The sequence below is a fragment of the Alteromonas sp. 4NH20-0056 genome, assembly GCF_057539655.1.
The window spans coordinates 260,318-276,939 of the sequence record NZ_BAAJLS010000001.1; the positions used below are offsets into that span (position 1 = coordinate 260,318).

Below are 16,622 nucleotides of genomic sequence, written 5' to 3' on the forward strand. Positions count from 1 at the left end.
TCTTAATGCAATGGCGCGTAACAACACTTGCGATAGCAAGCGTTGTGCTGTTATCTGCCTGCTCTAAGCAAAACACTCAGCCATTTTATCAAAGCGGTATTATTTACTGTTCAGAGAGCAACCCCGTTACGTTTAATCCTCAGTTAGACACCTCTAGCACAACGGCCGATGCAACATCGCACCAATTGTACGACCGTCTGCTTGATTTCGATCCTAATACAGGGCGCATTGTGCCAAGTCTTGCAAGCAGCTGGCTGGTGTCTGACGATGGTTTAACTTACGCGTTTCAATTAGAGCGAGACGTGCCGTTTCACTCCACCTCCTATTTTACGCCCACAAGAACGCTCAATGCCGACGACATTGTGTTCAGCATGAACCGATGGCTTCGCGCGGACAGCCCCTATCACTATGTATCAGGTGGCAGATACCCCTACTTTGAGAGCTTGGGATTATCAGATAACATCGCCGCGGTCGAGCGGGTAAACGGCTACCGCGTCGAAATAACACTTAAACGTCGAGACAGCTCATTTTTGGCCAATTTAGCGACCGACTTCTCTGTAATTTTATCTGAAGAATACAGTGAAATGTTACGTGAAAAGGGCGTTCCTAATCGTATCGATCAATTCCCGATAGGAACAGGGCCGTTTAAATTCGAAAATTACCGAAAAGACCACTTTATTCGCTACACACGCCACGAAGATTATTGGCGCAACCTTGATACTGCACAACAACTTATTTTCGATATTACCCCTAAAAGCTCACTTCGATTGGCTAAATTACTCACCGGAGAATGTGATGCAACTGCATTTCCTTCACAAACAGAGCTTGAACTAATAAGACGTCGTGACGATTTATTTTTAGCGGAGAAACCAGGGTTAAATATAGGCTTTTGGGCCTTCAATACTCAACGCCCGCCGTTCGATAACCCAGATGTGCGTCGAGCACTTGCAGCCGCTATTGATAAAAATACCTTATTGGAGGCGGTTTACTTCGATAGTGCAACCCGCGCCAAAACCTTACTGCCTGCGGCAAGTTGGGCATATCAAAACGATGCTGACGATACCGCTTACAACCCAGTTTTAGCGAGAAAGCTCTTAGCGGATGCCGGTATTCCGCCCGACTTCACGATGACAATTTGGGCCATGCCCGTTGAACGAGCATATAATCCCAATGCCACTAAAATGGCAGAACTTATTCAACGCTATCTTAGTGATGTCGGGGTAAATGCCACTATTGTAAGTTACGACTGGGCCACCTTCAGACGACACTTGCAAGAAGGGCTGCACGACTCGGTGCTAATTGGTTGGTCTGCGGATAATGGCGACCCTGATAACTTTTATCGCCCGCTGTTAAGTTGTGGTGCCATTCCTTCAGGCACCAATCGCGCCATGTGGTGTAATGAGGACTACGACAGATTACTTGACCGAGCCATTGAAACTGAGGATATTGATGAACGTCGCGTTATTTATCAGCAGGTAAATCGTTTGCTCTACGAAAAATTGCCGCTGGTTCCCATTGCGCATGCATACCGATATCAGGCGTTTAGAAGTGAGTTGAATGGGATGACCATTAACCCCTATGGCGGTGTTCGTTTTGGCGGAGTGAGTAAAGTTCAGTGATTCGTATTCTCTCTCGATATGGTATTTTATTCGTGCTTACATTGCTTGTGTTATCAGCAATGTCGTTTTCCCTTGCCTACCTATTTCCTGGTGATGTACTCGAGAATTTAACGGGTATCACGGTGGAAAATGAGCTTCAGCGAGCGGCATTGGAACGGGAATACAAGCTAGACAGTAATATCATTGTTCAGTTTTATCATTATCTCGAATCGCTCATGGTAGGTGATTGGGGATACAGTTTCTCGTCAGGCCTGTCGCTAAGAGAAGAAATAGGCATTGCTCTGCCGGCCACTATTGAATTAAGTACTTACGCAATGCTGATGGCCTTATTTATCGGTATACCACTTGGGTACTATGCCGGTATTCGCTGTTACTCAAATAGCGATCACGCCATTAATACGATGAGTATTATTACCTACTCTTTCCCTGTGTTTTGGTTTGCCTTAATTCTTATTCTTATTTTTAGTTTGCAAATGGATGTCTCGCCGTTATCGGGTCGCATTAGCTTGTTATATGACATTCAGCCAGTAACCGGGTTTATCCTTATCGACATCTTATTGGCCGAAGGTATAGATCGCAGCCTCGCCTTTAAAGACGCACTTTCTCATCTCGCACTCCCAACTTTAGCGATAGGCTCAATTACTACCGCCTCAATGGTAAGACTAACTCGGCGTTCGGTTATCGATGTCAAACATAAAGACTATATTGCAGCGGCGCGTTCTCGCGGTTTATCAGGTTGGCAAATTTTTACGCGTCATGTGGTGCGTAATGCGTTGTTGTCGATATTACCGCTTGTTGCGATACAGATTACAACACTAATAACCAATGCGATGATCGTCGAGACATTGTTCTCGTGGCCAGGCATTGGTAACTGGTTGATTCAGGCGATTTATCAACGAGACTATCCTGCATTACGAGTGGGCATGCTTGCTGTTTCTACCTTAGTTATTACGCTGACTATTTTGATCGATTTGTTCAACCGACTTATCGACCCAAGCAGGGAAAAATACGAACGTGCCACAATTTAGTTTATACGAAGAAGAATTCCACCCTACGCCATGGCAGCGGACGTGGTTATCTTTCCGTTCCAGTCATGTTGCAGTGGCAGGCTTAATCATGCTTGCATTGTTTATTCTGTTTTCTGTGTTGGCCCCTATCGTTACCCCATACAGCCCCGTTGTCCAAAATATCGACGGGCTGCTTATTCCACCAAGCTGGGACACAAATGGAAACATCTCACACTTGTTTGGAACAGATGCCTTAGGTAGAGATATATTCTCACGCATCGTTTACGGGTGTCGCGTAACATTGGGCTCAGGCTTTCTCATGGTAGTACTCGCCATGTTAGTTGGCGTCAGCATTGGTACCTTAGCGGGCATGCTAAGGGGAGTACGCTCTAGTATCGTTAACCATCTGTTAGACGCCCTAATGGCTATTCCTACACTTTTAATTGCTATTATTATTGTTGCCATAGTGGGGACTGGATTGGTCAATAGCATGTGGGCAATTACGTTAGCATTAATACCGCAGTTTGTTCACCATACCCGCAGTTTTGTGCGTGAAGAAATGAAAAAAGAATACATTCTAGCCTCTCAACTAGACGGCGCTAACAAGTGGCAGTTATTCGTGCACTCCATTTTACCGAACATGACCGAAATGTTGGTTGTACAGGGGACATTTGCTCTGTCTATTGCTGTTATTGATATCTCAGCGTTAGGGTTCCTTAACCTCGGCGCACAAGCGCCATTGCCAGAGCTCGGCGCAATTTTAGCCGACGGTTTAGACGTTGCGTATTTAGCGCCCTGGAATGTCGCGTTACCAGGCGTCACTATTTTCTTTATTGTACTATCGATAAATATTGTTGGTGATGGCCTCCGTTCAGCACTGCGCAAAAGAGTGAGTCATTAGTATGCCGATGCTCGATATTAAAAATTTAACGCTAGAACTGAATACGGGTGACACCACCATCAAAGCGTTAGACAAAGTTAACCTTTCGGTGAGCACCGGAGAAATAAGAGCACTTGTCGGGGAGTCAGGTTCTGGTAAAAGCCTCATTGTCTCGGCTATCTGTGGTGCACTTTCGAACCAGTGGACGATAAAAGCTGACCGTATGAGTTGGAACGGTGAGAACCTCTTAGGTATGTCGAAGTACCAGCGCCGTGAGGTGATGCGTAGAGACATCGCGGTGGTTTTTCAGAACCCTCAAGCAAGCTTAGATCCCTCAGCGACACTCGGTGAGCAGTTGGAAGAAAGTATCCCTGAAGAGTTTGTCGAAGGCACATGGTTTTGGCAACGCGCACAGCATAGAAAGCGCATTGCGAAGAGTACCGTACATAAAGTGGGCATAAAGCATCATCAGCATTATTTAAACGCCTATCCGCATCAAATACCCAGTGATATCGGCCAAAAGTTTATGATTGCGATGGCGTTGGTATCTCAACCTAAATTACTTATCGCTGATGACCCGACGCGGGGCATGGAGCCCACAACAAAAACACAAATACTAAAGTTATTTACACGACTTAATCAAACACGTTCACTCAGTATTCTTTTTGTCAGCCATGACTTATTGGCTATTGCCAGTATGTCTCATTCGATGACGGTGCTATATGCAGGACAAACCGTTGAATCAGGTAAAATGAAGCATATTAAAAAGAGGCCGCTACACCCTTATACCAAAGCGCTTCTTGATAGTGCCCCTAGCTTCAGAAAAGATTTACCGCCTAAATCACATTTGCCCACGCTAGGGGGCTCTATCCCTACTCTGCAACACTTGCCTATTGGTTGTCGCTTGGGCCCGCGTTGCCCAAGAGCGCAACGCGCTTGCGTATCGACTCCAACGGTGCGCCGTATACATGATCATAATTATAGTTGTCACTTTCCTCTGCATATGGAGAAGCTATGAGCGATATTATGCAGGTCGACCAACTTACTTTTATTCATAACAAAAAGAAACGTTGGCTGAAGCGTCCTGAAATATTTCAACTCGGCCCGATTGACTTAACCGTAAAGCGTGGTGAAACCATCGCTATTATTGGAGAAAACAGAGCGGGTAAATCATTACTTGCTAAGCTATTGGTAGGCGGATTGCCCCCTGATAGTGGGGATATCGTTTTAAATAGTCATAAGTATGCGGCGAAATATACTCGCAAAGATAAAGACGCCAAGCAAAAACGTACCCATGACATACGAATGATATTGCAGCATAGTAGTGAGTCGATGAACCCAGCCGTTCCCGTTGGAAAGGTATTAGACGAACCATTACGCCTTAATACCTCTCTAAGCGAGGCAGAGCGTAAACCTTTAATAGAAGAGACACTTACAAAAGTAGGGCTGCTTCGAGAGCATTATTACTTCTATCGCCATATGCTTTCCGATGGTCAGCAACAACGTGTCGCGTTAGCACGTGCAATTATGTTGCAACCCAAAGTCTTGGTCGCAGACGAACCGTTTGCTGCACTTGACCCCACGATCCGTTCACAAACCGTCAACCTTATCCTCAAGTTACAGCAAGAGATGGGGTTAGCCTTTATCTTTATCAGCCACAACTTAGGCATAGTAAGACACATTGCAGATCGCATCATCGTGATGGAGAACGGCGAAATTATTGAAGAAGGGAAAACGGAAACGATTTTCCGTTGGCCTCAGCATGTTACGACTAAAAAGTTGGTCACTGCATACCAGTCATTGGTGCCACAACACACTATTCGATAACAATAGCTTTAAAAAAACGAGCCTTGTCGGCTCGTTCTTTTATGTAATACACGTCCGGTATTAACCAACTAGGGCAAGAAGAATACCCGCGGCTACCGCCGACCCAAGTACACCAGCAACATTAGGCCCCATGGCATGCATCAGTAGAAAGTTATGCGGGTTTGCTTCCAACCCGACTTTATTGACTACCCGCGCGGCCATGGGCACAGCAGAGACGCCTGCAGCACCGATTAATGGGTTAATAGCTTGACTGCTAAACCGGCTCATTAGTTTTGCCATTAACACGCCTGCAGCGGTACCAATCGCAAACGCGATTGCGCCTAAGCCCAAAATCCCCAATGTCTCAACGGTTAAAAACTTATCAGCTGATAGCTTTGACCCTACAGCCAAGCCAAGGAATATAGTTACAGTATTAATCAGCTCGTTCTGCGCGGTTTTGCTTAATCGGTCAACGACACCACATTCTTTCATTAAATTACCGAAGCAAAACATACCCACTAACGGCGTTGCCGAAGGCAAAAATAGAATAGTCATAAACAAGACAGCTAACGGGAAAATGACCTTTTCACGCGCTGACACTGGCCGCAATTGCGCCATTTCAATGTTTCTTTCTTCCTTACTTGTGAGTGCTTTCATTATCGGCGGCTGAATAATAGGAACCAGTGCCATATAAGAGTAAGCCGCCACAGCGATGGCGCCGAGTAAATCAGGGGCCAGTCTGGATGCTAAAAATATTGCAGTGGGCCCATCCGCGCCGCCGATAATTGCAATCGCACTTGCATCTTTAAGCGTGAATTCAAAACCGGGAACTGCATTAAGCGCTATCGCCCCAAACAGCGTTGCAAAAATACCAAATTGCGCCGCAGCGCCAAGCAATAACATTCGAGGGTTTGCTATTAGCGCACTGAAATCAGTCATTGCCCCAACGCCCATAAAAATAAGCAAGGGGAATACACCGGTATCAATTCCAATTGCGTAAATGTAGTGCAGTAACCCACCCGCCTCAGAAAACCCTGCTAACGGTATATTTGTTAACAAAGCACCAAAGCCTATTGGTAACAGTAATAACGGCTCAAACTTCTTTACAATGGCGAGATAGAGCAGGCCGAAACCCACTGCCATCATAATCAATTGCCCTGACTCAAAATGCGCCAGCGCTGTGCTATCCCATAGCACCATCAACTTGTCCATCATCTACCCCAATGTAATAAGGGGTTGAGCTGAGGCTATTGCATCGCCCTCGCCAACAAATACGTCTCGAACCGTGCCTGAGAAGGCAGAGCGAATTTCTGTCTCCATTTTCATCGCTTCAATGATCATAACAACATCACCTTCAGTAACGGCATCTCCCGCGCGAACCAGCACTTTAAACACGTTACCCGCTAATGGCGCGTTAATTGTCTGTGCATTGCTTGGCTCACTGTTAGCAGCTTTAGGCGCTACGTTCGGTGTAACCGATGTCAGTTGTCCTGAGGGTGCTACCTCAACATGGTACTGCTTACCGTCAACCACTACATCATAAGCAGCGTGTGAACCAACCGCCCCGTTGCTTTGTGCTGGTGTTGATGCGGCTTGCCCTTTCGCATCTATATTGTCCTTCGATGGCGCAGGCTCAAAAGCGTCAGGGTTATTGCGATTTTCAAGAAATTTAAGTCCTATTTGAGGGAAAAGCGCATACGTCAGTACGTCATCAATTTTATCATTAGCTAACACGATAGATTTTTGTGCAGCAATCTCGTCTAGCTCATTTTCTAATGTTGTTAATTCTGGCTTTATCTTATCTGCAGGGCGACACGTTATCGCTTCTGCCCCATCAAGGACCCGAGCCTGCAATGCTTGGTTAACGGGTGCAGCCGTCGCACCATATTCACCTTTTAATACGCCTGCGGTTTCTTTGGTAATGCTCTTATAACGCTCACCAGTTAATACATTGATCACCGATTGCGTGCCCACTATTTGTGAGGTGGGCGTAACCAGCGGAATAAAGCCTAAGTCTTCTCTTACTCTAGGAATTTCTTTAAGTACGTCTTCGAATCTGTCTTCAGCACCCTGCTCTTTTAACTGACTTTCCATATTTGTCAGCATGCCACCGGGTACTTGCGCCAATAGAATACGTGCATCAACGCCTTTTAAGCTACCCTCAAACTTGCTGTACTTTTTGCGCACTTCGCGAAAGTAGCTGGCTATTTCTTCAAGTTGTGGCAGTGCAATTCCAGTATCGCGCTCGGTACCTTCAACAATTGAAACCATGGTCTCAGTGGCGCTATGGCCATATGTCATACTCATCGAAGAAATAGCGGTGTCGAGCATATCAATACCCGCATCGATAGCTTTCTGATAAGTTGCAGTGCTTAACCCTGTTGTCGCGTGGCACTGCATGGCAATGGGCACGCTAACCGTTTCTTTTAACCCTGTTATTAACGCTTCACACTCGTAAGGTTTTAATAAACCGGCCATGTCTTTGATACAAATAGAATGGACGCCCATATCTTCAAGCTGCTTTGCCATATCAAGCCAAAGCGATAAATTATGAACGGGGCTCACGGTGTAGGAAATGGTTCCTTGTGCGTGTGCGCCGCATTCCACGGCCGCTTTTACCGCCGTTTGAAGGTTACGGATATCATTCATCGCATCAAAAATACGAAATACGTCTACGCCATTTTCATGTGCACGTTCAACGAAGCGGGTAACCACGTCGTCAGCATAATGACGATACCCCAGTAAATTCTGCCCTCTCAACAGCATTTGCTGTTTGGTTTTTGGCATTGCCGCTTTTAGTTTTCGAATTCGCTCCCAGGGATCTTCACCTAAGTATCTGATGCACGCATCAAAGGTTGCGCCTCCCCAAGATTCAATAGACCAAAACCCAGCGTTATCTAACTTTTCCGCTATGGGTAGCATATCTTCTGTGCGCATACGGGTAGCGAGCAACGATTGATGGGCATCGCGCAAAACTAGCTCGGTGAGGGCCAGAGGCTTAGACATGATAACTCCTGAATGTTTAATGTTTATTTGTGCGCTGATGGGTATGTATGGCCGCGGTAATCGCCGCGATAACATTACCGTCTACGCCAGGTTGTGTGGCGCGCTTTGGTTGCATATGGCTTTCGTTAGGCGACTCGCCTGGAAAAACCTCACAAAATTTGGCAATAAGATGAATACCGATGATAAGTAAACTTAGGAACGTAAACACAAATACCATTCCTATGAGCATCAATGAGCCCGCTTCAAGCAGCAAGCCAGATACTGACTGAGATCCCATGTTAAGCCCCATATTAAAGTTATGTTAGATAATTATCACGCAGCCCTTAAAAACACAACCTAAAAGCCAACATCAGTGCATAAAAAACCAGTAAATAAAAGCTATTACAAGAAAAACAAATAATTTATGCACAATATTTAAATATTAAACCAAAAGAGGCAGATAACGCAGTATTGGTTTTATGCGCTGAACATGAGCAATAATGCATTACTTATATTGGTTGGAGGTGGCAAAATTCAAACGCATAACGCTAACAGAGAAAAAGAAAGTAGAAGTATAGACGAGTGTACGACTTGATGTGCAGTAGAAATGAAAAAGCCCACCGTTAAGGTGGGCTTATCAATATGGCGCGTGTGGAAGGATTCGAACCTCCGACCGCCTGGTTCGTAGCCAGGTACTCTATCCAGCTGAGCTACACACGCGTTAACTTGTATACTTCTGGCTGCTAAACCAAAAGGTGACGCTTAAAGTAAGTGGCGCGTGTGGAAGGATTCGAACCTCCGACCGCCTGGTTCGTAGCCAGGTACTCTATCCAGCTGAGCTACACACGCGCAATAAACTTTTTTGTCGACCGCCACTATCAACGAATAATGGCGGAGAGGGAGGGATTCGAACCCTCGATACGCGTAATGCGTATGGTTCCTTAGCAGGGAACTGGTTTCAGCCACTCACCCACCTCTCCGTAAGTGCGACGCATTTTACGGATTCACTGGCCGGAGTCAAACCTTTTTTAGATAAAAATGTTTACTCGCTGACATTTTAAGCAATTCGCTCAAAAAAGGGGTAGATTGTTTAATTAGACACCATACATTAACACGCTAAACGCACATTCAAGAAAGCACATCGAAAACATTTTTAAAAATAGTTTCTAAAAACAAAAAAGGCCAGCGCTATGCTGACCTTTTCTTTAAAGAATCATTTATTACTTATTCAGCAGTATCTGGCTGTTCGCCTTTTTCTGCTTGAATTCGCATATAAATTTCTTCTCGGTGCACAGAAACTTCTTTCGGTGCATTTACACCAATTCGAACCTGATTCCCTTTGACGCCCAATACGGTAACAGTAACATCGTCACCTACCATAAGCGTTTCTCCAACTCGACGAGTCAATATAAGCATTCGCTTGCTCCTGTTCCTTATTCTTGAACATATCCCTAATTACTTGCCCTTTGCTAGCACGACCCAGCGAGGCGACAGTGATTCCATGTTTCCGTGTCACTTCAAAAACTCACCGTATATTCACTTTCTATTATAGCTTATCCTGTAACCAAGCGTTAACTGAATCTAACGCAGTCTCTAAGTTTTCAGGTTGTTCACCACCGGCTTGCGCCATATCTGGACGACCGCCACCTTTACCACCAACCTGGGACGCGACAAAATTAACTAACTCTCCCGCTTTCACTTTGCTTACGAGGCCTTTTGTTACGCCGGCAATTAAATTAACCTTAGATTCGCTTGCTACACCTAATACTACGACGCCATCGCCGATTCGGTTTTTAATATCGTCCATCATAGGTCGAAGAGACTTCGCTTCAACCCCTTCTAGCTTAGCAACAAGTACCTTGGTACCGTTTATTTCAACTACACTATTAAGCATATCAGCGCCCTGCTGACTTGCCAGTTTTTGTTTAGCTGAATTCAACGCTTTCTCTAGTTCTTTAGTCTGATTTTGAAGTGCAGCGACACGATCTTTCAAATTTGCAGGGTCAGATTTCAACAGTGTAGAAAGTGACTGTAGGGTATCTTGCTGGCTTTGCACGTAAGCAATGGCTTGCTCCCCAGTTACTGCCTCAATACGGCGAACGCCCGATGCAATACCCGCTTCGCTGACAATTTTAAATAAACCGATATCACCGGTTTGGTTAACATGTGTTCCACCACACAATTCAATTGAGAATGGCCCCATTGAAACAACACGTACTTTCTCGTCGTATTTTTCACCAAACAGTGCCATCGCGCCTGACGCTTTCGCTTCGTCTAACTCCATTAACTGTGTCGTTAACGCATGGTTTGCCCGTATTTCAGCATTTACTCTGCGCTCGACCTCAGCCAACTGCTCGCTAGTCACTGCTTCAAAATGAGAAAAGTCAAAGCGGAAACGAGGTGCGTCAACCAACGAGCCTTTCTGAGTAACGTGCTCGCCTAAAATCTCGCGAAGTGCGGCGTGTAATAAATGCGTAGCGCTATGGTTCTTTTTAATCGCTTCACGATTTAATGCGTCTACTGCTGCGGTTGCTTTGTCACCTTTAGATATCTTCCCTCTGGCGATGCCTCTGTGAGCGAACGCATTACCCATCTTTTGCGTGTCCGTTACCAAAAACTCACCGTTAGCAATGCGAAGCAAGCCTTTATCGCCGGACTGACCGCCGCTTTCTGCGTAGAAAGGCGTAGCATCTAGAACAACAACACCTTCTTGCCCATCTTCAAGTGTTTCAACAAAAGCATTATCAGCAATGAGTTCAACCACGTTTGCAGCACCTTCGATATCGGTGTACCCAGTAAACGTCGTAGCATGGTCTATAGATAGCTTTTCATTATAATCCGCGCCAAAATTACTGGCTTGTTGAGCACGAGTGCGCTGCGCCTGCATGGCAGCATCAAAGCCCGCTTCATCAATTTTTAAATCATGCTCGCGTGCCACATCATTGGTTAAATCGGTAGGAAAGCCATACGTGTCATACAGTTTAAAAACAACGTCTCCAGGGATAGTGTCGCCCTCAAGATCTTCTAACGTCTCATTGAGCATTGCCATACCGCGAGCAAGGGTTTTACTAAACTGTTCTTCTTCCACTTTTAGCACTTTTTCAATAACAGGGCGCTGCTCAACTAACTCGGGATAAGCGTCACCCATCTCATCAGCAAGTGATGCAACTAGCTTAAAGAAGAATACACCGTCTGCACCAAGCTTGTTGCCATGACGAACAGCACGTCGTATTACGCGTCGTAACACATAGCCACGGCCTTCGTTTGATGGCATCACACCGTCGCAAATTAGGAAGCTACAAGAACGGATGTGATCAGCAATCACGCGTAACGATTTATTTTCCATATCATTGGTGCCAACAATTTCAGCGGCCGATTTGATAAGGTTTTGAAATAAATCAATTTCATAGTTACTGTGAACGTTTTGAAGAATGGCAGAAATACGCTCTAATCCCATCCCCGTGTCTATAGACGGCTTAGGAAGCGGCTCCATTGTGCCGTCTGATTGTTTGTTATATTGCATGAAAACCAAGTTCCAAATTTCAATGAAACGGTCTCCATCTTCTTCCGGCGTACCTGGAGGGCCACCCCAAATATGCGCACCATGGTCGTAAAAGATTTCTGAGCATGGGCCGCACGGCCCTGTATCGCCCATCGACCAAAAATTATCAGACGTACTAATGCGGATTATCTTTTCTTGGGGAACGCCAATATGGTTTTCCCATATATCAAATGCTTCATCGTCTTCAGAATAAACGGTAACTAACAATTTCTCTTTGGGAAGCCCCACTTCTACGGTCAAAAAGTTCCACGCAAATTCAATGGCTTCTTTTTTAAAGTAGTCACCAAAGCTAAAATTACCTAGCATTTCGAAAAATGTATGGTGTCTTGCGGTATAGCCTACGTTTTCAAGGTCGTTATGCTTTCCACCCGCTCGTACGCAGCGTTGTGAAGAGACCGCGCGAGAGTAGCTGCGCTTTTCCGCACCAAGAAAGGTATCTTTGAACTGGTTCATACCTGCGTTAGTGAATAGAAGCGTAGGATCATCTGCCGGAACGAGCGAAGAGCTGGCCACAGATTGGTGACCATGACTTTTAAAATACTCGATAAATTTGTTACGTAAGTCAGCAGTAGAGATTGTCATTGAAAACCTAACTTCCTTAATAGTTAAAATTGAATAATAAGGGTATTGCGATGTGTTTTAAGAACCGCCTTAAAACACGCGCGTACAGATATATGCAACGATACCACGGATAACGCTTTTTTGTTAAGTGTACACAAGCCGTTTAACCGCATAAATACGGGGTTTTATATTAAGTATAGGGACAACTAATAGCGTTTAATCGTCGTTAACGGCGAATGTTATATGGTCAGAGTAAAAACCGCGGTATTGCAAAAATTGTTTTTGCTTCGCAACGTCTTTAAATTCCGTTTTCGCAGGAGAGCCAAACTTTTTTATTCTTACTTGCCGAGCACTTTCAAACCAGTCAACGTCGGTCTCATTTAACGCTATTTCCGCGATATACTCATCAACACCATATTGTTGTAAATCTAACTTAATTTTTCTTGGTCCTTGTCCTTTAGCCGCAAGCATTCTCGCTCGACTTTCAGCAAACCGCTCATCACTTTGAATATCTGCATCGCAAAACTCTTGAAGTATCGGCAAGACAACGCTTCTTTCAATTCCTTTTAGCGATAATTTTTTGCAAATTTCATCAAAACTGTGCTCTCGTCTTGCTAGCATGCGAGTAATCGCGTCAGTAATGATTTTTCTATCGAATTCTGACATTTTCTTAAACAAACCCTTTATTTTACTCGGCCCCAACCTTTGTATAATACCGACTAGCGCGATAACTCTCACACGATTAATGAAGGCTGTAAATAAAAGTATGAATTATAAAATAGTGTTTGTTAATGCCATCGCTGATATTGGAAAAGTGTGTTGGGATGAATTAGCAAAAGGGAGTGGCCCGTTCTTACGCTACGATTTTCTAAATGGGCTAGAAGAAACCGCGTGTTGTAACATTAGCAGTGGCTGGCAACCTCAACACGTTAAGGTCATGCTTGATGATGCTGTTATTGCGGTGATGCCTGGCTATCTAAAGACACATAGCTACGGTGAGTATGTCTTCGACCATGAATGGGCTAACGCCTATCATCAGCATGGTCTTGACTATTACCCTAAATGGGTAAGTGCTGTACCTTTTACGCCGGTAACCGGTGAGCGCTTTCTGTGCAATGACGAAACAACGTTACCTGAAGATATTCATCAGCAGTTAGTAACCGCTTTAGAACAACATGACGTGTCTTCATATCATTGTCTTTTTGCTGATACTGACAGCATCTCGCACGTAAAGCCTGCAGGATGGCTAAGCCGTTTTTCTGTACAGTTTCAGTGGCACAACTACAATTACATCGATTTTGATGACTTTCAGCAGCGATTTACGTCACGAAAACGCAAAGACGTAAGAAAGCTCTACGGTAAGCTTTCTGATAAAAACATAGCCTTTGAGCATGCTACGGGCGAGGCCATTGACGACGATACTATGGCATTGTTCCTTCGCTGTTATAAAGCAACGTACTTAAAACGTAGTGGCCATACTGGATATTTAAACGATGCGTTTTTCCATCATCTACGTCTCACTATGTCTGACAACATGCTAATCGTAAGTGCCAAGATGGATGATAAACCGGTGGCCAGTGCCCTCTTCTTTTTTGACGAGTCTGGTTTGTACGGCAGGTATTGGGGTGCATTACATGCAGTTGATGGCCTTCACTTTGCTTGTTGTTACTTTGAAGGAATAAAGTTCGCCATCGATAAAGGCTTACCGCTTTTCAACCCAGGCACGCAGGGTGAACATAAAATACTACGAGGGTTTGAACCCGTCTATTGCCAGTCAATACACCGTCTACGCGAACCTGCATTTCATGATGCTGTAGCGCATTTTTTACGAAAAGAAACACCATATATCACTAGTTATTTCAATCAGGCGCAAGATGCTTTACCTTTTAATGAAGCATTTACACCGTTATTAAAAACAAAAAGTGTCTGTCATCCAGATGCAAACACTATCAACGACAACGAGAAAGAAAATGAAATATAAATTGTTAGCCGCCGCAGTTGCGGCCTCACTTGGCCTTATGGGCTGTAGTCAACCAGACACAAGCGCAGAGCAAAAGACAGCGCCTGCTGCACAAATGGAGCCAAAAGGCGAAGCTGAACTGGGTTCATTTGGCGTTGAGTTATCAGCGCGCGATGAGTCTATCAAGCCTGGCGATGATTTCTTTATGTACGCAAGCGGTACATGGTATGAAAATTACGAGTTACCTGCCGATAAGACGCGGTTTGGCGCCTTTACCGCACTGGCAGACAGAAGCGAAGAACAAGTAAAAAGCATCATCGATGGTTTGGTTGAAAAAGAAAACCTTAATGCTGACGAAAAGCTCGTACGCGACTTTTTTGTGTCTTTCATGGATGTTGAAACTATTAACGAAAAAGGGCTAACCCCTATCGCTGGTGTGTTGGAAACCATCAAGAATATTTCAAACACCACAGAGCTAACCGAAGTTTTTGGTAACAGTTGGCTGACCGATACAAGCTCACCGATTGGTTCAGGTTTATGGTACAACCGTCTAGACCCTAATGAATATCAATTAAGCGTCGGTGTGGGTGGTTTAGGCTTACCCGATCGCGATTACTATTTAAGTGACAGCGAACGCTTTGTTAAAATTAGAGAAGCCTACGTTGCACACATTGAAGAAATGCTTAATTTTGCGGGCGAAGAAAACGCAGCAGAAAAAGCACAAGACATCTTGAGTTTAGAAACAAAAATCGCAGAAGTGCAGTGGCCACGTGAAAAACGTCGTGATCGTGACCTTACACTAAACCAAATTGAGCGCAGTAAGCTTAGCGACACGTACCCAGGTTTTGACTGGGACACCTTCTTAGCGCAAACCGGCTATGCGGTTCCAGAACTCAATATCACCCAGCCTGAACCAGTAAATGGTGTGATTGATATTATCAATGAAACGAGCTTAGACGACTGGAAGTCTTACCTGACTTACCACACTATTACCAATAACGCTGGCCTGCTTTCTGAAGAAATCTATGCTGCCAACTTTAACTTCTACGGCACAACGTTAAACGGACAACAAGAACCTCGCCCTCGCTGGAAACGTGCTTTAAGCCAAATGTCGGGAACTGAATCCCTTGGTTTTGCATTAGGTAAGATTTATGTTGATGAATACTTTCCAGAGAGTTCAAAAACTCAAATGGCTGAGCTCGTTGAGAATCTACGCACCGCACTGGGTGAGCGCATCGACAACCTTGATTGGATGAGCGAAGACACCAAAGTAAATGCGAAAGAAAAGCTTATGGCATTTCGTCCGAAAATTGGTTACCCAGACCAGTGGCAATCATTCGAGGGATTAGAGATTTCCTCTGATGACTTAGTTGCCAACGTTCATAACCTTCGTACTTTCTTCAGAAATCAGTCGGTAGAAAAAGAGTTACAGAAAACTGATAGAGAGCGATGGGGAATGACACCACAGCGTGTTAATGCGTACTACAATAGCTCATTCAATGAAATTGTATTCCCAGCGGCCATTTTGCAACCGCCCTTCTTCGATCCAAATGCAGATCCCGCGGTAAATTACGGCGCTATTGGCGCAGTAATTGGTCACGAAATGGGGCATGGATTTGACGACCAAGGGTCAAAGTCAGACGCAAATGGTATTCAACGCAACTGGTGGACCGATGCTGACCGCGCTGCGTTTGAAGCGAAAGCCGATGCGCTTGCAGAGCAATACAGCCAATACGAGCCTATTGAAGGTAACTTCGTTAATGGCCGTAATAGCTTAGGTGAAAATATCGGTGATGTCGGTGGCTTAGCGATGGCTTACCACGCTTACAAATTAAGCTTAAATGGCAAAGAAGCCCCTGTCATTGATGGTTTAACCGGCGATCAACGTTTCTTCCTAGCATGGGCACAAGTATGGAGAGAAAAACGTACTGAACAAAGCATGCTAAATCAGCTTCGCGCCGGTACACATTCACCAGGTAGATATCGCGCACAAGCGCCACGCAATCATGATGCGTGGTATGAAGCGTTTAACGTACAGCCTGGCGACGCGCTTTATTTAGCTCCAGAAGAACGCGTACGTATTTGGTAACAGCGTATAACGCATAAAAGGCTGCACATTGTGCGGCCTTTTTTTTGCTTGCTGTTTAGTTAGCGGGGCAGTATTGCATCAACGTTGTACCGAAGTAATTTGATGGGCTCTCACTATTTGGCACAAGCATTAATTTAACAGCGAAAAAAAAGC

At 44.9% G+C, this 16,622-nt stretch carries 13 protein-coding genes and 3 tRNA genes; 7 read left to right on the forward strand and 9 right to left on the reverse strand.

What is annotated here, in order from left to right; translation table 11 throughout:
- Positions 1-5 precede the first annotated feature (5 nt).
- From AC27EZ_RS01195 to AC27EZ_RS01215, 5 genes are read left to right on the forward strand one after another with little or no spacing between them, the layout of a single operon-like run.
- Entirely contained in the window at positions 6-1,619 is a 1,614-nt protein-coding gene (locus AC27EZ_RS01195) for an ABC transporter substrate-binding protein (RefSeq protein ID WP_487133985.1), read from the forward strand.
- Positions 1,616-2,647, forward strand: a complete 1,032-nt coding sequence (locus tag AC27EZ_RS01200) for an ABC transporter permease subunit (RefSeq protein ID WP_487133562.1) — start codon at positions 1,616-1,618, stop codon at positions 2,645-2,647. The genes AC27EZ_RS01195 and AC27EZ_RS01200 overlap by 4 nt, the downstream gene beginning before the upstream one ends.
- Entirely contained in the window at positions 2,634-3,527 is an 894-nt protein-coding gene (locus tag AC27EZ_RS01205) for an ABC transporter permease subunit (RefSeq protein WP_487133563.1), read from the forward strand. The genes AC27EZ_RS01200 and AC27EZ_RS01205 overlap by 14 nt, the downstream gene beginning before the upstream one ends.
- Position 3,528: 1 nt before the next feature.
- A complete protein-coding gene (locus tag AC27EZ_RS01210; RefSeq protein ID WP_421133942.1) occupies positions 3,529-4,524 on the forward strand; it encodes a peptide ABC transporter ATP-binding protein in 996 nt (331 codons plus the stop codon).
- Entirely contained in the window at positions 4,521-5,333 is an 813-nt protein-coding gene (locus AC27EZ_RS01215; protein ID WP_487133564.1) for an ATP-binding cassette domain-containing protein, read from the forward strand. Before AC27EZ_RS01210 ends, AC27EZ_RS01215 begins: the two co-directional genes overlap by 4 nt.
- 60 nt (positions 5,334-5,393) lie before the next feature.
- Here AC27EZ_RS01215 and AC27EZ_RS01220 read toward each other — a convergent pair whose 3' ends face one another.
- The 9 genes from AC27EZ_RS01220 to AC27EZ_RS01260 all read right to left on the reverse strand — a co-directional run bounded on the left by AC27EZ_RS01220 (position 5,394) and on the right by AC27EZ_RS01260 (position 13,086).
- Positions 5,394-6,524 carry a sodium ion-translocating decarboxylase subunit beta gene (locus AC27EZ_RS01220; protein ID WP_487133986.1) on the reverse strand — a complete coding sequence of 377 codons (1,131 nt, stop codon included), beginning with the start codon at positions 6,522-6,524 and terminating at the stop codon, positions 5,394-5,396.
- A gap of 3 nt (positions 6,525-6,527) precedes the next feature.
- Complete coding sequence (gene oadA, locus AC27EZ_RS01225; protein ID WP_487133565.1) at positions 6,528-8,318, reverse strand: sodium-extruding oxaloacetate decarboxylase subunit alpha; 1,791 nt, start codon at positions 8,316-8,318, stop codon at positions 6,528-6,530.
- 16 nt (positions 8,319-8,334) lie between these two features.
- On the reverse strand, positions 8,335-8,595 hold the full coding sequence (locus tag AC27EZ_RS01230; RefSeq protein WP_487133566.1) for an OadG family protein: 261 nt from the start codon (positions 8,593-8,595) through the stop codon (positions 8,335-8,337).
- Positions 8,596-8,940: 345 nt separating this feature from the next.
- A tRNA-Arg gene (locus AC27EZ_RS01235) sits at positions 8,941-9,017 on the reverse strand.
- A 52-nt stretch (positions 9,018-9,069) separates the two neighbouring features.
- Positions 9,070-9,146: transfer RNA gene (locus tag AC27EZ_RS01240), tRNA-Arg, on the reverse strand.
- A 40-nt stretch (positions 9,147-9,186) separates the two neighbouring features.
- A tRNA-Ser gene (locus AC27EZ_RS01245) sits at positions 9,187-9,277 on the reverse strand.
- A gap of 244 nt (positions 9,278-9,521) precedes the next feature.
- On the reverse strand, positions 9,522-9,713 hold the full coding sequence (csrA, locus tag AC27EZ_RS01250) for a carbon storage regulator CsrA (protein ID WP_421133937.1): 192 nt from the start codon (positions 9,711-9,713) through the stop codon (positions 9,522-9,524).
- A gap of 130 nt (positions 9,714-9,843) precedes the next feature.
- The gene (alaS, locus tag AC27EZ_RS01255; protein WP_487133567.1) at positions 9,844-12,441 is read right to left on the reverse strand and encodes an alanine--tRNA ligase; all 2,598 of its coding nucleotides are present in this window, start codon (positions 12,439-12,441) and stop codon (positions 9,844-9,846) included.
- Positions 12,442-12,636: 195 nt separating this feature from the next.
- A complete protein-coding gene (locus AC27EZ_RS01260; protein ID WP_487133568.1) occupies positions 12,637-13,086 on the reverse strand; it encodes a regulatory protein RecX in 450 nt (149 codons plus the stop codon).
- Between the two features lie 100 nt (positions 13,087-13,186).
- On the opposite strand from AC27EZ_RS01260, the gene AC27EZ_RS01265 reads away from it, so the two are divergent.
- Both AC27EZ_RS01265 and AC27EZ_RS01270 read left to right on the forward strand, forming a co-directional pair.
- Positions 13,187-14,401 (forward strand): GNAT family N-acetyltransferase, encoded by a 1,215-nt coding sequence (locus AC27EZ_RS01265; RefSeq protein ID WP_487133569.1) that lies wholly within the window; start codon positions 13,187-13,189, stop codon positions 14,399-14,401.
- The gene (locus tag AC27EZ_RS01270) at positions 14,391-16,469 is read left to right on the forward strand and encodes a M13 family metallopeptidase (protein ID WP_487133570.1); all 2,079 of its coding nucleotides are present in this window, start codon (positions 14,391-14,393) and stop codon (positions 16,467-16,469) included. The genes AC27EZ_RS01265 and AC27EZ_RS01270 overlap by 11 nt, the downstream gene beginning before the upstream one ends.
- Positions 16,470-16,622 lie beyond the last annotated feature (153 nt).